Raw genomic sequence first — 21,920 nt, 5'->3', positions numbered from 1 at the left:
TTCACAAACACACAAACACTCTCAAAATCACCACCAAATCACTCATTAAATATGTTACAAAACGTCCATGCGAGGCGCAGAGCCATAAAAACAATACCAGCGGACAAAGGCGGCCACGCCGTCGATCAGTTCGGTCCGGGGCTGCCAGCCTGTAAGCTGGCGGATGGCGGTAATGTCGGCCCATGTTTTTTCCACGTCCGCTGCGGGGCGGGGCTGGTCGTCAATAAGGGCTTTGGTTTCCAGCACCTCCTCCAGCACCTCTATGAGCTTGCGCACGCTCTGGGGGCGCTGGCTGCCGACGTTGAGCACACGGGCCACGCCAGAGGCCGGGGGTTTGTCAAACACCGCCAGCACAGCGGAGACGACATCGGCAATAAACGTAAAATCGCGCGAGAGGGCACGCCCGCTATAGAGCGGGACAGGCCGCCCCTCCATCATGGCGCGGGCAAAGCTGTAATAGGCCATATCCGGCCGCCCCCACGGGCCGTACACGGTAAAAAACCGCAGCCCGGTCTGGGGGATGCCATACAGGTAGCTGTAGGTGGAGGAGGCAAGCTCCGCACTGCGCTTGCTGACGGCGTAGAACGAGCCCGGCTGGTCCACGGGGTCTGTCTCGCAGAAGGGTAGCTTGTTGTTGCGGCCGTAAACGGAGGAGGAGGAGGCGTAAACCAGATGCTCCAGCCGGGGCAGCCTGCGCGCCATCTCCAGCACGGCAACATGTCCGCGCACGTTGGCATCGGCGAACACGTAAGGATTTTCGAGCGAGTAACGGACCCCGGCCTGTGCTGCAAAGTGGAAAATGCCGCAGATATGCGGCTCCCTGGCAGCAAGGGCCATAAGGGTATCGGGCTGGCTGATATCCAGCCCGTGCAGGGTAAAGCCGGGATACTGCTCCAGCAGGAGCAGACGGCTTTTTTTCAGGTTCGGGTCGGGGCAGGGTGTCAGGTTATCAACCCCGATCACCCGGTCGCCGCGTTCGAGCAGTGCCCGTGCAACATGAAAACCAATAAACCCGGCTGCACCGGTTACCAGAAAGGTCAAATTTCCGCCTCGTGAGCTAAGCGCACCCAAGCTCCGCCAGCCCGGTGCCATGTCTGGCGCTTCTAACGGAGCCGGGGCGGCGCGTCAGGGCGTTTTTGTGGTTGGCTGGGCTGCCTGTGGCACGGAGACAACCGGGGCTGCCGGCGCCAGAGATGCCGCCTCCACCTTGTCCCCCACCATAATGCCCAGTCTGGCGGTTACGCCACCAGCCAGTTCCAGCGTGGCCAGTGCGGGGCCGTGGCTGCTGATATGGGCCAGACTTTGCGGCACTGCGTTTTCCACAATCGCCTGCACGCGCTGGTCGGGACCAATAAAAACAATATCCAGCGGGACAAGGGTGTTTTCCATCCACATATCACTCTGCTGGGGCACACCCCATGGGAACAGCATGCCCCCATCGGCTGGCACCTGCGTGCGGAACATCTCGCCCACCTGCTGCTGGCGCGGGGTTTTTGCCAGTTCCACAGAGAAAACATGCCTGCCCGAAGCAGAGACAATGCTCAGCGGCTCCTTGGGCAGAACCGGCTGGGCCTGCGTGGGTTCTCCATCATCCGCCAGGGCGGGCAGGCCCCATGTTGCCCCCACGCTCCCCACCAGCGCGGCCATAAGCAGCCCGAACAGTTGTTTGTTCTTCACGTCCTGTTTTCTCCTGCACTCAATGCGCGTCCTGCAAAAACGGATTTCCCGTCCGCTCCGCGCCCAGTGTGGACAATCCACCATGACCGGGGACTATCACAATATCATCCCCAAGCGGCAGCAGCTTTTGGCGTATGCCCTGTATAAGCTGCGCACCGTTGCCATAGGCAAAGTCCGTCCGGCCGACGGAACCACGGAACAGCACATCCCCCACAAAGGCAAAGCGGGCGCGCTCATCCACCAGCACAACATGCCCCGGCGTATGGCCCGGCACATGCACTACGCGTAGCTGGCAGCCCAGATAGTCCAGCACCTCGCCATCGCGCGCAAAGCGATCGACCGAGGCGTTCTCCAACCCTGTAAGACCAAAATGGCGGGCCTGATCGGTTATGGAGGAGAGCAGAAACGCATCCCTCTCATCCGGCCCGATCACGGCCGGGCGGGGCTTGCCCTGTGCCTCCAGTCCACGGCACAGGGCCATAACACCCCCTGCGTGGTCCAGATGGCCGTGAGTCAGCACAATGGCCTCCACGTTCAGGGACTTGCGGCTTGCAAAATCGAGCAGCACATCCGCATCTCCCCCCACATCGACCATGATGCACCCGCCCGTGCCCTCGTGCCACAGGATGGAGCAGTTCTGCCGGAACGGGGTAACCGGAACGATGCGTAGCTGCATGCCGGGGTAGGAAACCTGCATATGCGACCTCTCTTTTGCGCCGTGTTCTGGACAGTATGCCAAAAAAAAGCTGCCAGACGGAACCATCTGGCAGCTTTCTGTCTGCGGCTTAAGGCTTTTTTTAGCCCGGCAGCACCCAGCCTGTGGCCGGAATGTCAAAATGCTTGTGCAGGTCATGGGCCGGAATGTTGGTCAGGTCCTTGATCAGCGTCTTGATCACCTTGGCTTCGGCGGGTTTGCTCAGATGGGCGCGGATGTCGTGCATAATGGGTGCAGGAGCCGCAATAACAAAGCCCGCCACATTGGCACCGTGGGCAACCATGGCGTTAATGCGGTCGGCCACGTTACGGGCAAACCCTTCCTTGGCCGCTGTGCGGGGGTCGGTTTCGGGCGGGAGCTTGCCGGGGGTGTCTTCGTGGCCTTCGGCCTTAAGGTCCGTTACGTCGCGCATTTCGCCCTGCGCATCGTGCAAAAAGCGCACTTTGCCGCCATCAGCAGCAACGTAAACAATCAGGCCGTCTCGTTCTTCAGTCATGGAAAATAGGTCCTTAGTTCCAAAATCGTACAGCCCGTCCCCATTGTTGCCGTGCAGTCACGCCACTTCTGGCCTGATTCTGCTGCCAATGGGCAGTCTGCCTGCACAGTGATATAGGGAAGGATCATGACAGTTCCAGCCCCCCCACCCCAACTCCTGACTCCACTGGACCATGCACTGGTCTGGGCACGGGCAGGTGAGCCTGTGGCTCTTGCCACCGTAACCGGCACATGGGGCAGTTCCCCCCGCCCTGCGGGAAGCATCATGGCCATAAGTGCGAGCGGTGCGGTGGAAGGCTCGGTCAGCGGTGGATGTGTGGAAACCGATGTCATGACCCACGCGCAGGACATCATGGCCGGAAGCCCCGCACAAACGCTGGAATATGGCGTAAGCAGCGCCCGTGCGTGGGAGGTCGGGCTGGCCTGTGGCGGGCGGCTGGACGTGCAGGTGGAAGCCATAAACTCCCCTGCTTGCCCCACCGGAACCTTCCCCCTCGCATTGCTCGAACAGGTCTGTGCGTGCATGGCAGACCGGCAGGCTGCGGCTCTGGTGCGCCTGCAAAATGGCGCACAGCACGCGCTTGTTGTGCAAGCCGGGCAGGGCAGCACTGTGCAATTTGGTACCTGCCCGCCCGAAATCTGCAACGCGGCCCATGCCCGCATGCAACACGGCCGGAGCGGGGCCGAGGCAGACGCTACCGGGCAGGAATGGTTTGTGCAGCCTCTGGTGCCCGCCCCACGCCTGCTTATTGTGGGGGCGGTACATATTGCCCAGTCTCTGGCGCGCATGGCCAGTATGGTCGGGCTGGCCCCTATTGTGATTGATCCGCGCTCCGCACTGGCCACAGTCCAGCGTTTTCCCGGCCTTGTTCCGGAGCAGACCCTGCTGACCGAATGGCCGGACGAAGCAATGCAGACACTGGGCATAGACCCCATGACCGCCATTGCCACCCTGACGCATGACGCCAAGCTGGATGACCCCACGCTGGAGGAAGCCCTGCGCAGCCCCGCATTCTATATTGGGGCACTGGGCTCGCGCAAAACACAGGCCAGCCGCATGGAACGCCTGCGTGCACAGGGTTTTACCAAGGCGGAACTGGCGCGCATCCGTGGCCCCATAGGGCTGGCCATAGGGGCTGTGGGCGCGGAGGAAATAGCCCTGTCCATTCTGGCCGATATTGTAGCCGTGCGCAGGCAGGCCCCACTGGCGCAGGCGCGCGGGTGGCAATACCCCTGATGCCCCCTGAGCAGGACGGCGCTCCGGCGGAAAGACTCGCAGGAACTCTGGCCATTGTGCTGGCGGCAGGCCAGTCCTCCCGCACAGGGGCACAGCACAAGCTGCTGGCCCCCGATGCCACGGGCTGCCCCATGCTGGTACGCACCCTGCGCAACACCCTGCACAGTGCCGCCGCCCATGTGCTGGTGCTGCTCCCCCCCAACCGGCCGGAACTGGCCGAACTGGCCCACGCCCTGCCCGAATACGGCACACGCCTGAGCACACAGTGCGTGGTGGATGCGGCTGATGGGCTTTCTGCCTCGCTCCGGGCGGGTGTCCGCGCGGCACAGGCCATGTCGGCCACCAGCCTGCTGGTCTGTCTGGGCGATATGCCCCTTGTGCCCCCCCACCTGCTGAACGCCCTGCTCTATGAGCAGCACACCACGCAGGCCCCGGTTGTGGCCGCGCAAAGGCACAACAGGCCCGGCAACCCGGTTGTGTGGTCCACCACCCAGTTTGCCGCTCTGCTCGGAGCTACGGGGGATCAGGGTGGGCGGGCCATCCTGCGCGCACTTGGGCCTGTGGTGCGCCTGCTCCCCGCCCCGGCAACCCTGCTGGAAGACTTTGATACCCCCGACAGACTGGAACAGTTTGCCCGTATGGTGCCACCCCCCGGTTGACCGCAGCCCCGATCGCTCCGAAAACGGTGGAACCGCATGTGCGATAGAAGCGCATGCGCCTTTTGTTCCGATCATCCACAAGGAAGCATTTTTCATGAGCAAAATCCTGCGCACCAACCCCAACCCGATTCTGTCCGCTGCGGTGGAATACCACGGCTTTGTTTACACTCAGGGCGTTGTCGCCCGTGATCTGGACCAGGACGTGGAAGGCCAGACCCGCGACGTGCTGGCGCAGCTTGACGCCCTGCTTGAACAGCATGGGACCGACAACACCCGCCTGCTTCAGGCCCAGATCTGGCTGAAGGACATTAACGACCGCGACAAGCTGAACGCCCTGTGGAGCGCCTGGCTGCCAGAAGGCATGGCCCCTGCCCGCGCCTGTGTACAGGGTATTCTGGCCGACCCGCGCATGCTGGTTGAGATCATGCTGGTCACCACCAAATAAGCCTGCCTGACCTGCCGGGCTGGCCTTTTGCGGGGCGTGGTTTTTTAGCCACAGATGCACCGAATCAGAATCAGCCCGGCTTTGCTCCCCTGTTCGCCAGAGAGGCCTTCCACGCCGAATTAAGGCAATCTCGTGACAGATGATAGGAATTAATTCCTATTCTCCATTTTCAACCTCGCTCTTTTTGGTAAATAGTCACTTTCGCGTTTTTGCCGCGCAAACAACGCTTGCCTGATCTGCATTGATGTTTATACCTGTCTTCAGAACATGCAGCTGACCTAAACTAAAGCAAGCCAGCGGAAAGGCAGATACGATGCAGGATGGACGGTCTAAAAAGCTAAAACTTACGCTGGCCGTTGTGTCCTTTGTTACTGCTTCCTTCCTCACCTGCACGGCTCAGGCCCGTACATCTCACCGTACGGCTCACCGCAACGTGCATGCTGTATCTACCCACCATCGCCATGGCTCGGGCCATGTGATCCAGTGCGTAACCTACGCCAAGTCCGCATCCGATGTGGTGCTGCGTGGCAATGCGCGCGACTGGTGGCACAATGCCGCCGGTGTGTATGACCGGGGGCTGGCACCTCAGGCAGGCAGTGTTCTCAACTTCCGCGCCACACGCCGTATGCCGCTTGGCCATGTTGCCGTTGTGCGTAACGTTGTGGACAGCCGCACCATTGTTATTGATCAGGCACACTGGGCGCAGGCCGGGATCAGCCACAACGTGTCTGTTATAGACGTGTCCCCCAACAATGACTGGTCTGCCGTGCGCGTTGCCCTGAACAGCAACAACTACGGCTCCATCTACCCCACTTACGGGTTTATCTACCCCCATTCGGCCAGCAAGAATGCGACCCCAGACAGTCTGAAGCAGGAAGTCATGACCGCATGGGCCAACAAGGTGCCAGCAACCCAGCTGGCGCAGGCCCCCGCAAGCGCACAGCCTGTAGCAGCGCTCCCGTAAGCGGTTTACCCACTGCTTACGCGTTCATACCCCGCTCAGTCCGCCTGAACGGGGTATTTTTTTGCCCCGCTTCTGGCCCCAGTGCCCTATTTTGGCGGGCCAGAGGCTATGCGCACACGCACCGCACTTTCCAGAACATTCCAGCTTGCCTCGAAAAAATGGTGTTTGGCCGCATCGGTTGCAAACGGCCTGCGCCCACTTAACAACTGGTGCAGCGGCCAGCCTGTTACCAGTCCGCGCAGGCTCATTTCCAGCATCGCAATCTCGGCCCGGTTTTTTGACGTATCCGGCCAGCCCAGTACCTTGCCCAGCAATATTTTCATCCGCTCGTGCAGCGGTTCTATGGCCCGGTCCAGATCTTCAGTAATGCTGGCAAACTGCTGGCAGTCCATAATAAGAATCCGGTAGGTTTCCACCGTTTCCGGCACCAGCAGAAAATCGAGCAGACGACGCTGCATATCCTTTATGGCGTCCATCGGGTTGGCCATGCTCCCCGGCTCAACCTGCAAAATGTCAACAAGGGCCTGGCAGCGTTCGTGCACCACGGCCCTGAACAGTTCTTTTTTTGAAGGATACCGCCGATAAATCGTCGCCTTGGAGCAACCGATAACCTTGGCAATATGCTCAACAGAGGTTCCGGCGTATCCTGCGCGCATAAACGCTGTGGTCGCTGCGGCAATAACCGTACGGTCCAGTTCTTCCGCCGCCTCGTACGATGGGCGGCCGCCCGTATGTGTTCCTCCGTCTGCCATAAACCCGGTTGACCCATCTGCTGTTTACCAAAAGGCTTCGGCTCCACACTACTCCCTCTGTCCGTAGCAGAAAAGCCAGCGCCAGCCCCATAGGGTGAAACATATGACAGATGATGGCCCCGACAGGCAGGTCAGTCGGGCACAATCTCCATATCCAGCCGGGCAATCTGCCCGGCCATGAGAACACCCCGCGCCTGTTCGACCAGATGTACATCCACACCGTGGGCATTTTCCATCAGCATAACCCCATGCCCCTGCCCCACAACCGCGCTTGCGCCAGTTGACCAGTAGGTCCCGTTAAAATCCTCGGGGCGGGTAATGTTGCTCACACAGCCTGCAGCGGAAAAAAACGCATGCCCTACTGCCAGCACACCGCCACCACGCGCTACAATCTGGTAGGTATGCCCGCCGAGTTCGAGCGTACCATGCCCCCACCGGTAGCCGACCACAGCCCCAAATTCTTCCACCCGCACCCTCAACCGCCCATCATTTGGCCCACAGACCAGAGGCTGAGGCTGAGGCTGAGGCTGAGGCTGAGGCTGAGGCTGAGGCTCGGATTGAGCCTGTACAGGGTAGGCCACAAGCCAGAAAATAGCTGCCAGCCCTCCGACAACCATACCCCGACTGCCCCTATGCGACCAAACGCGCTGCAAGCTATGTGCCCGCACCCTCACCCGCTGCGCCATACCAGACCTGCCGCGCAGAAAAGAGCCAAACAGGGCAAAGCCTCTGCGCCACAGAGGCACCACACGCTCACGCACTGGCACTGGCACTGGCACTGGCACTGGCACTGGCACTGACGTGGAGCAACTGGACAAATCAGCCAAGACTGGCACGGATTCTTGCATCCTCTGGCATGGGGGTAAGCCACCTGTCGCGGGTAAAGACGGGTTAAACCGGCATTTTAAAAAAACGAGACAGTTTCGTTCTTATTCTGCGCTTCAGCCTGTGTCAAACGCAAACCCCGGGCCTGAAAAGCCGCTCCTTTTGCTCGCCAGAACTTCTGCCGCCTGCCCATGCGGCTGGGGCAAGGCCCAACTCTGCCTAACCTGCACGGCACGGCAGGCCCGGAAGGTCAAGCCGGTCCAGCGCCAACAACGCGCCCGCACACATACGCGCCATTGGCATTGCGGCCCGCTCTCTCCAAAGAGAGCAAGTGGTTGGGGCACCCCGCGCGCCACAAACACAAAGGGCGGTTCGGAGTAAAACCTCCGAACCGCCCTGTTGTAAGCCGATGGTGCTAGCCGATGGTGCGGACTGTGATTATTCCATCCATTCCGCAATATCGGGGCAGGAACACACAAGGTTGCGGTCCCCATATACGTTGTCGATCCGGGCAACATTGGGCCAGTATTTGGTGGCCGGGTTTACACCGGGGGGGAAGCACGCCTGCTGGCGGCTGTATGGGTGTTCCCATGCCTCTGCCGTAACCGCGGCACCCGTATGCGGTGCGTGGCGCAGCACGGACTGCTCGGCTGTAACCGTCCCCTGCTCCACTGCGCGCACTTCTTCACGAATGGCCAGCATGGCATCGCAAAAGCGGTCCAGTTCAGCCTTGCCTTCGGATTCGGTCGGCTCGATCATGAACGTGCCCGCAACGGGAAAACTGACCGTAGGGGCATGGAACCCGTAATCCACCAGCCGCTTGGCCATGTCATCCACGGTCACGCCCACATTGTCCTTGATCGGGCGCAGGTCCAGAATGCACTCATGCGCAACCCGCCCCTTGGCCCCACGGTACAGCACCGGATACGCGTCGGACAGGCGGCTGACAATGTAGTTGGCATTCAGGATGGCCACCTGCGTTGCGCGCTTCAGTCCTTCATCCCCCATCAGGCGGATATACGCCCATGAAATAGGCAGGATGGAAGCCGAGCCAAACCGGGCAGCACTCACAGCTACATCCACCGCCGCATCCGCCGGATTACCCGGTAGGAACGGGGCCAGATGCGCACGCACGCCAATGGGCCCCATGCCCGGACCACCCCCGCCATGGGGGATGCAGAAGGTCTTGTGCAGGTTGAAGTGGCTGACATCCCCACCATAATCCGCCGGACGGGCAAGGCCGACCTGCGCGTTCATGTTTGCGCCATCCACATAAACCTGCCCGCCTGCTGCGTGCACCATGTCGCAGATGGCACGCATGTTTTCTTCAAACACACCGTGGGTGGAGGGGTAGGTGATCATCACAGCGGACAGGTCCGCCGCGTGGGCGGCGACCTTGGCCTGCATGTCTTCCAGATCAATGTTGCCTTCACCATCGCATTTGACCACCACCACATTCATGCCCGCCATCTGGGCGGAAGCGGGATTGGTGCCATGGGCAGAGGCCGGGATAAGGCACACATTGCGCCCGCCCTGCCCGCGCGCCCGGTGGTAGGCACGAATGGCCAGCAGGCCCGCGTACTCACCCTGCGCGCCAGAATTGGGCTGGAAGGACACCGCATCATACCCGCTGATCGCGCACAGCCAGCGCTCAAGGTCGGCCAGAAGGCACTGGTACCCCTGCGTCTGATCAGCCGGGGCGTAGGGGTGCAGGTCACAAAAACCGGGCCACGTAATGGGCAGCATTTCCACCGTGGCGTTCAGCTTCATGGTGCAGGAGCCAAGGGGGATCATGGTCCGGTCCAGCGCCAGATCCTTGTCGGACAGGCGGCGCAGGTAGCGCAGCATATCCGTCTCGGAACGGCAGGAGCCAAACACCGCCTGCCGCATGAAGGCAGACTGGCGCACCAGCGCTTCCGGTACGGTCGAGGCGGCCTGCTCCAGCTTGAGCGCCATATGCCCCATGCGGTCGCGGTCGGAGCAGAACACGGACCAGACATCCAGCACGGTTTTGATTGTGCTGGTTTCGTCCAGACTGATGCCAATGCGGCCAGCCCCTGCATTCCGCAGGTTCATGCCCATTTCGCACGCATGGGCCAGCAGGGCGGGGGCATTGTCGCCCGCATCTACGGTAATCGTGTCAAAGAACGCAGTGGTCTGCACGGTTACGCCAAGTGCGCGCAGGCCCGCAGCCAGTGTGCACGCAAGCCCATGCACACGCCGGGCAATGGCCTTAAGCCCTTCCGGCCCATGATAGACCGCATACATGCCCGCAATAACGGCCAGCAGCACCTGTGCCGTGCAGATGTTGGATGTCGCTTTTTCGCGCCGGATGTGCTGCTCGCGCGTTTGCAGCGCAAGGCGGTAAGCCGGACGGCCCTCGCTATCGACCGAAACCCCGACAAGGCGGCCGGGCATGCTCCGCTTATACGCATCGCGCACAGCCATGTAGGCTGCGTGCGGGCCACCAAAACCCATGGGCACGCCAAAGCGCTGGGTGGAACCTATGGCAATATCCGCCCCCAGTTCTCCGGGGGAGGCCAGCATGGTCAGGGCCAGCGGGTCGGCGGCCATAATGGCAATGCCACCAGCCGCATGCAGCGCCTGCACACAGGCGCGCGGGTCGGTCAGTTGCCCCGAGGAACCGGGGTACTGGAACACCGCCCCAAATACGTCTGCTGCGTTCAGGTCCGTTGCCGGGTTGCCCACCTGTATGCAAAAGCCCATGGGCTCGGCTCGGGTTTTGAGCACGGCAATGGTCTGGGGGTGGCAATCCGCATCCACAAAGAACGTGCTGGAAGCGGATTTGGCAACCCGCCTGGCCAACGCCATGGCTTCCGCCGTCGCCGTGGCCTCATCCAGCAGGGAGGCATTGGCAATGTCCAGCCCGGTCAGTTCGGTGACCATGGTCTGGAAGTTCAGCAGTGCTTCCAGCCGCCCCTGGCTGATTTCTGGCTGGTAGGGCGTATAGGCCGTGTACCATGCCGGATTTTCCAGAATGTTGCGCCCGATCACAGCAGGCAGCACCGTGCCGTAATAGCCCTGCCCGATCAGGCTGGTGAGCACACGGTTCTGCCCGGCCAGCGTGCGCAGGTGTGCCAGCACGTCTGTTTCGGTCCAGCCTTCCCCCAGCCCCAGCGGCTGCCCGACCCGAATGGCGGCGGGCAGGGTCTGGGCTGTCAGCTCATCAAGGGAGCTGGCGCCCACCGTGCGCAGCATGGCGGCCTGCTCATCTGGCGTGGGGCCAATATGGCGGGCGGCAAAGGCTGCGCCATCGGCCCGAAGCCCTGCAAAAGCGGGCAGGTTTTCAACTTGGGAGAACATGCGAGGAACGATCCTGATACACGCGGGTAAACGCAAAACAACAAGGAGCACCCCACCCCATATGCACGCGCCGTTCCGGCAGGCATACGGGCGCGCCGCTCAGGCGGGCGGGGTGGAGCGGAGCTGCTCAGCCAATAAAGGCGGCGTAGGCCTCGGCATTCATCAGGCCATCAAGCTGTGCGGGGTTGCTCAGGCGGAATTTGACAATCCAGCCCGCACCCTGCGGGTCGGAGCTGACGGTGGAGGGATCATCAGCCAAAGCGGCGTTGCCTTCCACAATCTCACCATCCACGGGGGCGTAAATGTCGGATGCGGCCTTGACCGATTCCACAACGGCCACGGCTTCACCCGCCTTGACCTGCGTGCCAGCGGGCCGTGTTTCCACAAACACCAGTTCACCCAGTTCATCGGCTGCATGCTGGGTAATGCCCACCACGGCCGTATCACCATCCACGCGCAGCCATTCGTGTTCGCTCGTAAAATACAGGGTCATTGCCTTAATACTCCGTAAGGCCCCGAACCGGGGCCTGCCTGAAAACATGTTGAAAAGAAAAAAGCGCTTTACCGCCTGAAGCGCGCAGGCACCAAAGGCAGGGCCGCCACGCGGGATGGCACACCACGCCCGCGCAGTTCCGCCACAAGCTCCGTACCCACAGCGGCATGGGGAGTGGCCACATACCCCATGGCAACCGGAGCCTCCAGCGTGGGGCCGAACGCGCCGGATGTCACCTCGCCCACCTCGTCGGCCAGAGCTTCATCTGCATACAGGGGGGCACCGTGGCGCACGGGGGCACGGCCGGCTGGCAGCAGGCCCACGCGACGGCGGGTTACGCCTTTTTCAAGCTGCGCCAGAATAATATCCGCCCCCGGAAAGCCACCAGCACGCGCGCCTCCGGTACGGCGGGACTTCTGGATAGACCATTCCAGTGCCGCTTCCACCGGGGTTGTGGTTTCATCAATATCGGAACCATACAGGCACAGCCCGGCTTCCAGCCGCAGGCTGTCGCGCGCGCCAAGGCCGATCAGCCTCACCTGCTGGTGCTGGAGCAACTGGCGGGCCACGCGGTCTGCATCCTTGGCGGAGAGCGAGATTTCGTACCCGTCTTCCCCCGTATAGCCCGAGCGCGAGACAATGCAGCGTGCGCCATCAATTTCGAGCATGCACACATCCATAAAGCGCATGGTTGCGGCATCTGCATCAAAGCTGCTCAGCACGTCCTGCGCCAGTGGGCCCTGCAGGGCCAGCAGGGCGCGGTCTTCCAGCTGCTCAACCAGACAGTCGGCCAGATTATCCTGCATATGGGCAAAGTCGGCCTGCTTGCATGCGGCGTTCACCACCAGCAGCAGACATTCCTCCAGCGCGATCACCATCAGGTCGTCCAGAATGCCGCCCGATGTGTTGGTGAACTGCGTATAACGCTGCCGGTTGGTTTTAAGGCCCACAATATCGGCAGGAACCAGACGTTCCAGCGCGCGGGCTGCGTCCTCCACATTGCCAGAGCGTGCACGAATACGCACCTGCCCCATGTGGGAGACATCAAACAGACCCACCTGTTCGCGCACATGGCGGTGCTCGGCCATAATGCCATCCGTGTATTGCAACGGCATGGAATAGCCTGCAAACGGCACCATTTTGCCGCCAAAATCCTGATGCAGGGTATGGAGAGGAGTATGGAGGAGAGAAGAATCGGTGCCCATGCACGCCGCCTTACAAAAAAGGCCCAAGCTCCGCGTGCACCCCATGCCGGGCACAGGACAAAAACACGGAGCTTCGGACCGGACCGTCCGCTGCCCCTTCTGTGCCTTTGCCTGAGATCGCTATCCCGTCGGCGGGTGCGAACGCACCTCTCTCCAGAAGTTTAGAGCGCAGGGTCCTTTTGCCTGAGAGTTTCCGGGGCGGTTGCTCCTTCGGCGCCAGCTTTTTACGGCTGGTCTCTCCCTCTGCGCGGATGCGACCGTGACATTATTTGCACGCCAAGTCAATCACGGTCGCGGGGGGAACTTACGCCTTTGCGCTGGGCAGGTGCCTGGCAATATAGGGCGGCAGGTTAAAGGAGCCGGTATGGATTTCGGGCGTCCAGTACTGGGTTTTCCCCAAAATGCCAGCCTGTTCGGCGCGGGCGCGCACAACGGCTGTATCCTGCCCGGCGGGGTTTGGCCCCTTGGAGGCGATACCCAGAGTCATGAACCCGCCAACATAGGTTGGCACGGCCGCCACATAAGCAGACACATGGGGGAAGTATCTGGCCCGGCGGACACTGGTTTCAAACAGTTCATCAGCCTGCATGAAGGGCACGCCGCACTGGTTGACAATCAGCCCTTCCGCGCTGAGCACGCGGGCACAGTGTTCGTAAAAACTGTCGGTAAACAGGACTTCGCCCACGCCAATGGGGTCTGTGCTGTCCACAATAATCACGTCAAAGGAGCCATCAGCCGCTTTGGTAACGTAGTCGATCCCGTCGCCCACAATTACTTCCGCGCGGGGGTTGGTCCAAGCATCGCCCGCAATGGAGGGCAGGTGCTGTTTGGAAAGTTCGATGACTGCGCCATCAATTTCCACCATCACGGCTTTTTCCACGCCGGGGTGTTCCAGCACGCGGCGCAGCACGCCCCCGTCACCCGCGCCAATAATCAGCACCCGGCGCGGTGCCTTGTGCGTAAACAGCGGCACGTGGGTCAGCATTTCCTGATAAACGAATTCATCACGTTCGGTAATCTGCACCACACCATCAAGCAGCAGGACGCGACCGTGAGAATCGCTTTCAAATACAACAATATCCTGAAACGGGCTTTTAACGCGCGCCAGTTCCCGCACAACACGGAAGCGCTGGCCCCAGTTGTCGTACAGGGTTTCTTCTATCCAGTTTTCAGCCATCTCGGCCATCCTTGCCATACACGGCACGGCGGCTTTGCCCAATGCCTGGGCAAAGCCGCCGTTCAATACCGATAAAGAGGAAGTTTGCGCTTGATCCGCGCGGGCTTTTTAAGCCTGCACGCGGCCGCGACGCTCTTCACTGACGTCCAGCTGCTCGGCCTGAAACAGGCGCTGCATAACCGGAATAGCCAGATGCGGGTCGCATGCGCCACACATGAAGATATCGACCGCGGCAAAGTTGCGTTCGGGCCATGTGTGGATGGAAATATGGCTTTCAGCCAGCACAACAACGCCAGAAACACCGCCATTGGGTGTAAAATGGTGGAAATGGCTGTGCAGAATGGTTGCCCCTGCCGCCAGAGCCGCTTCACACAGGGTGCTGTCGATTTTAGCGGGGTTGTCCAGATTGATGGCCCCCCACATATCAACCAGCAGGTGTGTCCCTGCAAATTTTTCGCCGTCTTTTTCGACGAAATAATCTTTACGGTCATCATCTTCGAATGCGACCGGAACAGAAATTGCCTGGTTATTGCTCGGGAGTTCCGAGACCATCCCCAGTTGAGCAAGTGCGTTCATTGACGTACCCCCAAACCAGTAGACAGCCTGTTGGGCGAAACTAATCGCCCCCTTGGGCCAAGAGCGCGCTAACTAGGGCTTTTTACCCCTTGGGTGCAAGAACTATTTTGGGTCTTTAACAGATTTGTCAAATGCCGGTGGCAGGCCATACCCACCAAGGGAGACAACCGGCCCTTTTTGCGTCTGCCTGAGAAGGGCCGTAAACCGGGCCTGCCGTTCCACCCCGAGGGCACGCCCAGCCACCCATGCGCGCAGGCTGCGCAGGGTTTCCATATCCCCTGCGGCAGCGGCATCCGTTGCCAGGCGAATCACCAGATCGCGCTGCGGGGGGCTTAGCTCGCCCTGCTCTGGCAGGGTCCGGCTGGCAAGACGGCCCACCACCAGCACGGCCTGTGCCCATTGCTGGTCCTGCTCATACAAAGCCCCACGCACGGACAGGCCCGTATCCGATTCATCCTCGGCCAGAAGAGCCTGTGCGCCCTCGCGGTTGCCGCTGGCGGCAGCCAGTCTGGCCTCATCATACCGGCGGCGGGCGGCAAGGTCTTCTGGCAGGTCGGCCAGTGCGCTGCGCTCAAGTGCGCGCAGGGCAAGCGGGCGCTGGTTGCCCTGCAATGCAGCCTGCGCAAGCTGCTCCTCAATATCGGCCCGCATCAGCGGTTCTATGGCCAGTACATCGGCCTGCTGCAAAACCGGTATGGCCTGCCCGAACTGCCCCATGGCCACAAGCTGCCGCCCAAGCCCTGCCAGCAGTTTGGCCTTGAGCGGGTCATCTGGCACCTGCCCCAAGTTCGCCCTTGCCAGCGCAAGCTGCTGGGCACGGTCCGTAGCGGGGGAAACAGTGGGTACAGTCCCACGCCTGCTCCGTTTCCGCCCTACTGCTCCGTGACCGTTATGGAAGGGCGTGCCCTGCGCGGCATCGGCGTGGGGTGGGCCGAACACCAGCGCAAACAGCACCGTGCGCCATGCCGCATCCAGCTTGTCCTGCGGTGCCAGTTCGGACGCACCCAGCCCGCTCAGCACGCCCACTGCGCGCACGGCCTGCCCACTCCGGGCCAGAGCCTGTGCGTAAACCAGCCGCAAAGCGGGTATGATCGTCACCTCACCCTGTTGGGCATTGGGGGCTGCCCTGCCCCCTTCGGCCTCCTGTGCGGCCAGTATCTGGGCATAGGCCTGTGCGGCCATATCCGGCCCGATCTGGTCATGCGCCAGCAAAAAACCGACCAGTTCCGCCCGGGCCATGTCGGCCATACGGTCATTGCTCGAAGCGGTCAGGTTTTCCAGTGCGATACGCGCGCTTTCGGGCTGCGCGCCGCGGGCCTGCACCATAATGCGGGCGAGGTTATACGCAGGGTCATCCGGCAGGGCGCCCAGCACCGCGCGCTCGTCCGGCCCGCCAAACTGAGCCAGATACTGCGTAACCTGCGGCATCAGCCACGCACGGACTGGTGCCGGGTACTGCTCCAGCCGTGCATAACCACGCGCCAGCAGAACGGATGTGGGCAGGCTATCTGCTCCGCTGAGCATAAAATACGCACCGCGCCATAGCACCATGTCCGGCCCAAAGGCCCAGTCCGCACCGGCCAATGGAGCGGCTCCGGCCATGTCCCCGCTGAGCAGGGCCGCACAGGCGCGCAGGGCCTGCACACCCGGCCCCGGCCAGCCGCCACGCACCACACCACCCACATCTGCCGCACTGCCACCATCATGCCCGCTGCGCTCGGGCAGGGCACGCAGCAGGTCCCATGCCTGCTGGGGATAACCTGCGGCAAAGGCCGCCTGCGCCGCCGCCACCCGCATGGCCCATATGGTAATGACGACCGCCTCCGGCTGGCCTTCCAGAACAGTTGCGGGGTCTCCCCCCGCCTGCCCCAGACTGTCGCGCGCCTTGCGCCACTTCTGCACCAGTTGGGGGGTAGGTTCATCCCGTAGGCCCAGCCAGAGCCAGTCCTGCCCCTGCCTTACGCTGGCGCTGGGGGGCGGAGCGGGCAGACCAACCGGCACGGGCTGGGCGGCTATGGCCTCCAGCACCGGCCCGCCGGGCGTAGGCTCCATGAAAAGCTGTGCCGAATCCGCCGCAACCACCACCCCCAGCACCGCCGGGCGCACGGCGTACCCCACGGCCGAGCGGGGCTGCAAAGGAGTTTCCACCTGCCGGGTGGTGGCTACAAACAGCCTGCCCCCGGTTATGGGGTCCGGCAGGGTCACAACCCGGCCGGGCTGGCTTTGTGCAAACAGGATGCGGGCAGGCCGGGGCACCATCCGCACCGCTGGCATGGCAGGGCGCGCCCCAGCCGAAGCCCCGGCCACGGGCGCTCCGGCACTATCAGCCGGGCTACCCACACGCGCGCCACATCCATCCGGGCGACCGGGCTGAACGGCACAGAGCAGCCAGCCCGCCTTCTGGCGCAGCACGGCAATCTGCGGGTGGTCGGGCAGATAGATCCGCAACAGGGTTGCGCCGTTCAGGGCCACACTCTCACGCCGGTCGAACATGCCGCCCTCGCCGGGCAGGTGGAACAGGGCTGGCAGGGCGCGGTCCACCACCACCATCAGTTCCGGCCCGGACCAGAAGACCGCAAGCCCGGTCGCGCTCTCCGCCGGCAGGAACAGGCCCGGCGCAACATCAGCCACGCGGGGCAGAGCATCAGCCTGTACGCTGGTAACCGGCAGGGCGTGCAGCCCGTCGGAGCGGGCCACATCCTGCATGGCGGGGGGGGTGGCCCGCAGGGGGACGGCCTGCACGCAAGGAGCAAGCCCTGCCAGCATGGTGCCAAGCAACATGGCCCGCCCCAGACCCACGCGGACCTGCCGGACTGCTGCCTTGGCCCCGGCACCACGGGCAACCGGGCCGGACATGCGCGCACCCTGCCCACCACAGGCCCCTGCCTGCTGGTTTACCCGGTTGTCTGCCTGCCTTGTGTCTGCCACGTTCCCTGCCTGTGTCTTGTGGTACCTGCCAGCCCGGCCCACACCTGTTAGCACGCGCGGGCAGTGCACCCCATGCGCCAGCCCCATGCCCGGTATTTACCCCAGCATGACAAAAACCAACATGGGCTGCTAGAACAACAGGGGCGTTTTGGCCAGCACCCCCAGCCCCGCCACCACAGGAGCGGCCCCATGCTTGACCGTTTTACCAGTATGCAGGTTTTCGTTAAGGTGGTGCAGCTTGGCAGCTTTAGTGCGGCAGCACGGGCACTTGCCCTCTCCCCCACCATGGTGACCAAGCATGTCACCACGCTGGAAAACCGGCTGGGCGTAACCCTGTTCCGCCGCAGCACACGCCACCTCTCGCTCACCGAGGCAGGTCGCCTGTTTCTCGAAGGTAGCCAGCGTATTCTGGCCGACATGGAGGACATGGAACTTGCCGTCAGCGAGCAGCGGCGCGAAGCCCGCGGCCACCTGCGACTGAATGCGCCTGTCTCCTTCGCCATACGCTACGTCGCACCCTACCTGCCCGAGTTCAACCGCCTGCACCCGCATGTCAGTGTTGAACTGGGGCTGAACGACCGCACCGTGGACCTGATAGACGAAGGCTGGGACCTGACCCTGCGCATCCGTAAAATGCCTTCCAGCACCCTGCGCAGCCGCAGGCTGGCCACCATTCGCATGGTGGTGTGTGCAGCCCCTGCATATCTGGAGCGCGCAGGCACCCCCACCAAGGTGGAGGAACTCAGCCAGCACCAGTGCCTTGGCTATACGCTTAGCGGCACCAACAGCGCCAGCCGCTGGAGCTTTGGGGAAAAGGGGGAAAAAACGGTGCCTGTTTCCGGCCCGCTCAGCGCCAATAATGGCGATGTCCTGCGTGAGGCAGCACTGGCGGGTGAAGGCATTGTGTACCAGCCGGTTTTTGTTGTGAGCGAGGAACTGCGCACAGGCCGCCTGCGTGCGCTAACGCTGGACCTGCCCCCCGTGCCGGGGCCGGACCTGCACGCGGTTTACGCACCGGGTATCAGCATGTCCCTTAAAATCCGCGCCATGATCGATTATCTGAGCCAGTGCTACGCCCCCATCCCACCGTGGGAGCAGGCACTCATGAACACATGATGGAAGACTGGGCATATGGGCCTGCCGCTGGTGCGGTCCGGCATGGCTGGGGGGCTGGTTACTCCCACACCGGAGCCGTTTCCGTATCCCGTGTGGCGGAAAGGACATGCTGCTGGGGACGACCAAGATAATAGCCCTGCGCCTCCGCACAGCCCATGGTGCTGACCATGCGCAACTGGGCTGCGGTTTCCACCCCTTCTACCGTAACCGTCATGGCGCGAATGCTGGCTATGCCTAGAATGGCCTGTATGATTTCCTTGGCGGTGGGGTCTGGCAGGGCCTGAATGAAGCTTCGGTCAATTTTGATCTTGTCGAACGAGAACTTCCATAAATAGCTGAGCGAAGAATAACCTGTTCCAAAATCATCCATGCTGATCCTGCAACCAAGTGCCTTGAGCTCGTTCAGAATAACGTTTTTATGCTCGTATTCATCCATCAGCACGCTTTCGGTTATTTCCACCTCAAGGCGGGTACCGTTCAGGCCGGTTTTATCCAGAACTTTTTTGACAATTTCAGGAAATTTTCTGTTTTTTAGCTGAAGCGGGGAAACATTGACCGAGACATTGATCTGCTCCGGCCAGTTCAGCGCCTCGCTACAGGCCAGATGCAGGATCCGCTCGCCCAACTGGTGGATCAGCCCCGTTTCCTCCGCCAGACGGATGAACACATCTGGCGGGATCATCCCGCGTTCGGGGTGGTTCCAGCGGGCCAGCGCCTCGTAGGACTGCACCTTGCGCGCGTGAATGCCGTAAATGGGCTGGTAGTGCAGTAACAGCCCCTCGCCCTCCACCAGCCGGTGCAGGGCGGCAACAAGTTCGGTCCGTTCCAGAATTTCGTAACTCAGCGCTGTATCAAACAGCTTGTGCTGGCAGCGGCCCAGAGCCTTGGCGCGGTAGAGCGCCATATCCGCATATTGCAGCAAGGTGGTGACATCCCCCGCCTGAAGCGGAAAACCCGCAGCCCCGATACTGGCCCCGGACTTGGCCTCCGCCCCCTGAATGGTGTAGGGGCGACCAAGGCTTGCCACCAGTTCCTCCAGCCGGGATTCAATCGCGTCCAGCGGGCCGCAGTGCTGCCAGATCACCGCAAACTCATCACCCCCCAGACGGGCGACAAAATCTTCTTCGCGGCAGCAGGCCTTCAGCCGGTTTGCAGCGGCGATCAGCAGTTCGTCCCCCCCGCTATGGCCATACATGTCGTTAATGGACTTGAAGTAATCGAGGTCTATGTAAAGCAGCACGAACGGGTTGTTCAGGTCCTGCGACAGCTCGCTCAGGCGGATACCCAGATAATAGCGGTTGGGCAGGCCGGTCAGGCTGTCGTAATGGGCAAGACGCTCAATCCTGCGCTGGGCGTCACGGTATTCGGTAATATCGTCAGCCACGCAGAGTTTCCAGCGCATGTTGCCGTCATCATCGGCAATCAGCAGGTCATGGCGGGAGACCACGCGCGCGCGGCCTTCGCGGTCCACCAGCGTTTCCTCCACCGCTTTAGGCTGCTGGTACAAAAACGGGTCTTCTGCCAGTTCGCCGTCCAGTTGCAGGGGGGCGTCAGGGAGCATGCCCGCGTAGGAGGCGGCGGTTTGCAGGCCGTATTCCTCCGCAGCCTTGTTATGCACAATGATATCACCCGTTCTGATATCCCGCACCTGAATGGCGGTGGGAATATTGTCCACTATACCGGAAATAAAGGATTTATCGCGCATGATGGTTTTGTTGGCCTGCCGGAGTTCGCCCGCAATCTTGTTGAGCTCGTTAATGGTATTCATGGCCTGTGCGTGCAGGGAACGCGTAAGGCTGAGTGCAGAACCCAGCCCGTAATACTGGCCACATTCGGTTATGATGAATTCGTTGATCTGGTTGAGTGAGCGGATATTCAGGATTGTTGCAACAAAGTCGGACACTTTTTCATGCACATCCACCAGTATGGGTTCACATTCCATAAGCAGGGAGATCGGGCGGTTGGCGTACACCTCGTACCCAAAGCGCTGGCCCAGACGCAAAAAAAAGTCCCGACGCTGCACAATGCCTATGGGCTGGTTGCAGTCATTGACAACGGGAATACCCGCCAGTTCGGCATTGTCCTGAAAAATAGCCAGAACATGCGATCCCGCCTCCGTCGCGCGAACGGGCTCCACCCTGCTGGCAATATCGCGCATCTGGCGCTGGTTGGAATACGCGGGCACGTCCACCTCTAATAAGCGCAAGGTCATGTTTTTTGCCTCAATCCAGCCCGCAAGGTCAGGACGGAAAAATCCTTAACAACTGGTGACCCATACAACAACATGAAAAATAACTGTTTTTCTGTGAACTTATTGTTATTTTCTCTTATTCCGCTTGACCCCGTCTTCTCTTTTTCCTCCTCTTCCATCCTCCCCTTTTTCAACCTGCCGATTCAGCACGGGCACGTACCGCTGCCGGCTCCACTCCGCAGCCCGGTATGAAACCATGCCCCATACCGGGCTGTACAGGGCCATTTTCTGTGCATGGCGCTGTGCGGAACAGTTTTTTCAGGCGGCAATGGCGCGGGCAAACAGGACCGCATTCTGCTGTGCATCCGCAGCGCCCAGCAGCGTATTATAAAATTGTTTATGATACGCGCTTAATCCTGCGGAATCCGTTGCCACAGGCAGTTGGGCGGGGGCACGCACATAGGCAATACGCGCCATGGCGCAGGCATAGGCCAGATTGCTCACCAGCAGCCCTGCACTGCCTACACCAGCCCCGGCTCCCCCCACATGCCGCAGGGCGCTGGCCAGATCAGGACGGAAGCACAAAAAATTCCGCCATATGTCATCATGCGTTGCGGGCTCCATCTGCCACAGGCCCAGTGCGGGACCGCCACCATTCTGCCTGAGCCATACAAGCCCGCTTTCCACCAACGCCGTGCCGGTCAGCAGGTTGACTGCCGCACTCCCCCCCAGTTCAAGCTGCCCCAGCACCGGGCATACCAGCAGCGCCTTGAACTGTGCCAGATCAAGGCCCGGCATGGGATGCCCCCTGCACCGGCATGTCCCACGGCTCGCGCAGGTGCAGCCAGTGCACCCATATGGTGCTGGCCACCTCCTGGTCAGACAGGAGGGTGGAGCCCACGGCTGCGCTGACCGTACACAAAAGACCTGCTATAACCGCAAGTTTTCTCCACCTGTGCAGGCTGTCCTCGGCAAGCTGGTTCTGCCGTTTCTGCGCACCGGTCTGCTCTGCCAGTTGCTGGGTCAGGCTGGTCAGGGCGTTGCGCATGTCCTGCGCCTGAGCCGCCCGGTTGCGCTCGCGCTCCTGCCCCTGCGCTTCGATGGAAATCAGCCGTTCCATCATGGCGCTCTGGCCGGACTT

The 21,920-nt window shown here is 61.6% G+C and carries 19 protein-coding genes, 1 pseudogene and 1 riboswitch; of the genes and pseudogenes, 5 read left to right on the top strand and 15 right to left on the bottom strand.

All coding sequences use genetic code 11. The features are described from left to right. Nucleotides 1-54: 54 nt before the first annotated feature. From AB2L51_RS13815 to AB2L51_RS13800, 4 genes are all read right to left on the bottom strand, one after another. Nucleotides 55-1,041: an NAD-dependent epimerase/dehydratase family protein gene (locus AB2L51_RS13815; RefSeq protein WP_395582834.1), complete on the bottom strand. Its 987-nt coding sequence runs from the start codon at nt 1,039-1,041 to the stop codon at nt 55-57. An 84-nt stretch (nt 1,042-1,125) separates the two neighbouring features. Continuing rightward, nucleotides 1,126-1,647: a DUF192 domain-containing protein gene (locus tag AB2L51_RS13810; protein ID WP_395582848.1), complete on the bottom strand. Its 522-nt coding sequence runs from the start codon at nt 1,645-1,647 to the stop codon at nt 1,126-1,128. A gap of 49 nt (nt 1,648-1,696) precedes the next feature. Further along, a complete protein-coding gene (locus AB2L51_RS13805; protein WP_395582835.1) occupies nt 1,697-2,374 on the bottom strand; it encodes an MBL fold metallo-hydrolase in 678 nt (225 codons plus the stop codon). A gap of 100 nt (nt 2,375-2,474) precedes the next feature. Next, nucleotides 2,475-2,888, bottom strand: coding sequence for a host attachment protein (locus AB2L51_RS13800; protein ID WP_166115906.1), 414 nt, complete (start codon nt 2,886-2,888; stop codon nt 2,475-2,477). Nucleotides 2,889-3,014: 126 nt separating this feature from the next. On the opposite strand from AB2L51_RS13800, the gene AB2L51_RS13795 reads away from it, so the two are divergent. From AB2L51_RS13795 to AB2L51_RS13780, 4 genes are all read left to right on the top strand, one after another. Continuing rightward, a complete protein-coding gene (locus AB2L51_RS13795; RefSeq protein WP_395582836.1) occupies nt 3,015-4,124 on the top strand; it encodes an XdhC family protein in 1,110 nt (369 codons plus the stop codon). Beyond that, the gene (locus AB2L51_RS13790) at nt 4,109-4,783 is read left to right on the top strand and encodes a nucleotidyltransferase family protein (protein ID WP_395582837.1); all 675 of its coding nucleotides are present in this window, start codon (nt 4,109-4,111) and stop codon (nt 4,781-4,783) included. The genes AB2L51_RS13795 and AB2L51_RS13790 overlap by 16 nt, the downstream gene beginning before the upstream one ends. Before the next feature lie 94 nt (nt 4,784-4,877). After that, on the top strand, nt 4,878-5,228 hold the full coding sequence (locus AB2L51_RS13785) for a RidA family protein (protein WP_086647359.1): 351 nt from the start codon (nt 4,878-4,880) through the stop codon (nt 5,226-5,228). Nucleotides 5,229-5,541: 313 nt separating this feature from the next. Beyond that, a complete protein-coding gene (locus AB2L51_RS13780) occupies nt 5,542-6,192 on the top strand; it encodes a CHAP domain-containing protein (protein WP_395582838.1) in 651 nt (216 codons plus the stop codon). Nucleotides 6,193-6,278: 86 nt separating this feature from the next. Here AB2L51_RS13780 and AB2L51_RS13775 read toward each other — a convergent pair whose 3' ends face one another. The 8 genes from AB2L51_RS13775 to AB2L51_RS13740 all read right to left on the bottom strand — a co-directional run bounded on the left by AB2L51_RS13775 (nt 6,279) and on the right by AB2L51_RS13740 (nt 17,559). After that, nucleotides 6,279-6,944, bottom strand: coding sequence for a TetR/AcrR family transcriptional regulator (locus AB2L51_RS13775; protein ID WP_395582839.1), 666 nt, complete (start codon nt 6,942-6,944; stop codon nt 6,279-6,281). A 131-nt stretch (nt 6,945-7,075) separates the two neighbouring features. After that, nucleotides 7,076-7,561, bottom strand: coding sequence for a hypothetical protein (locus tag AB2L51_RS13770; RefSeq protein ID WP_395582840.1), 486 nt, complete (start codon nt 7,559-7,561; stop codon nt 7,076-7,078). Nucleotides 7,562-8,207: 646 nt separating this feature from the next. Then, nucleotides 8,208-11,093: an aminomethyl-transferring glycine dehydrogenase gene (gene gcvP, locus AB2L51_RS13765; protein WP_395582841.1), complete on the bottom strand. Its 2,886-nt coding sequence runs from the start codon at nt 11,091-11,093 to the stop codon at nt 8,208-8,210. A gap of 127 nt (nt 11,094-11,220) precedes the next feature. Further along, nucleotides 11,221-11,586, bottom strand: coding sequence for a glycine cleavage system protein GcvH (gene gcvH, locus AB2L51_RS13760; RefSeq protein ID WP_086647277.1), 366 nt, complete (start codon nt 11,584-11,586; stop codon nt 11,221-11,223). A 68-nt stretch (nt 11,587-11,654) separates the two neighbouring features. Continuing rightward, a complete protein-coding gene (gene gcvT / locus AB2L51_RS13755) occupies nt 11,655-12,791 on the bottom strand; it encodes a glycine cleavage system aminomethyltransferase GcvT (RefSeq protein WP_395582842.1) in 1,137 nt (378 codons plus the stop codon). Between the two features lie 162 nt (nt 12,792-12,953). Next, nucleotides 12,954-13,044, bottom strand: a riboswitch (glycine riboswitch). A gap of 51 nt (nt 13,045-13,095) precedes the next feature. Continuing rightward, on the bottom strand, nt 13,096-13,968 hold the full coding sequence (gene speE / locus AB2L51_RS13750; RefSeq protein WP_395582843.1) for a polyamine aminopropyltransferase: 873 nt from the start codon (nt 13,966-13,968) through the stop codon (nt 13,096-13,098). Nucleotides 13,969-14,076: 108 nt separating this feature from the next. Beyond that, a complete protein-coding gene (gene speD, locus AB2L51_RS13745) occupies nt 14,077-14,544 on the bottom strand; it encodes an adenosylmethionine decarboxylase (protein ID WP_166115890.1) in 468 nt (155 codons plus the stop codon). 102 nt (nt 14,545-14,646) lie between these two features. Continuing rightward, on the bottom strand, nt 14,647-17,559 hold the full coding sequence (locus AB2L51_RS13740; RefSeq protein WP_395582844.1) for a hypothetical protein: 2,913 nt from the start codon (nt 17,557-17,559) through the stop codon (nt 14,647-14,649). Nucleotides 17,560-17,661: 102 nt separating this feature from the next. Here AB2L51_RS13740 and AB2L51_RS13735 point away from each other — a divergent pair, with 102 nt between their 5' ends. Continuing rightward, on the top strand, nt 17,662-18,588 hold the full coding sequence (locus AB2L51_RS13735) for a LysR family transcriptional regulator (protein ID WP_395582845.1): 927 nt from the start codon (nt 17,662-17,664) through the stop codon (nt 18,586-18,588). Nucleotides 18,589-18,646: 58 nt separating this feature from the next. Here the strand turns inward: AB2L51_RS13735 and AB2L51_RS13730 are convergent, their stop codons facing one another. From AB2L51_RS13730 to AB2L51_RS13720, 3 genes and pseudogenes are all read right to left on the bottom strand, one after another. Continuing rightward, the gene (locus AB2L51_RS13730; protein WP_395582846.1) at nt 18,647-20,800 is read right to left on the bottom strand and encodes a putative bifunctional diguanylate cyclase/phosphodiesterase; all 2,154 of its coding nucleotides are present in this window, start codon (nt 20,798-20,800) and stop codon (nt 18,647-18,649) included. A 297-nt stretch (nt 20,801-21,097) separates the two neighbouring features. Continuing rightward, nucleotides 21,098-21,577, bottom strand: a complete 480-nt coding sequence (locus AB2L51_RS13725) for a hypothetical protein (protein ID WP_395582847.1) — start codon at nt 21,575-21,577, stop codon at nt 21,098-21,100. After that, nucleotides 21,564-21,920 (bottom strand): annotated as a pseudogene (locus tag AB2L51_RS13720) (hypothetical protein); the annotation flags it as partial. The pseudogene AB2L51_RS13720 and the gene AB2L51_RS13725, both read right to left, overlap by 14 nt.

The organism is Acetobacter fabarum (assembly GCF_040702925.2).
In the GTDB taxonomy this organism is placed as follows: domain Bacteria; phylum Pseudomonadota; class Alphaproteobacteria; order Acetobacterales; family Acetobacteraceae; genus Acetobacter; species Acetobacter fabarum_B.
Note: the sequence above shows the minus strand (reverse complement) of the source record. Positions and strands in the feature narration are given on the sequence as shown.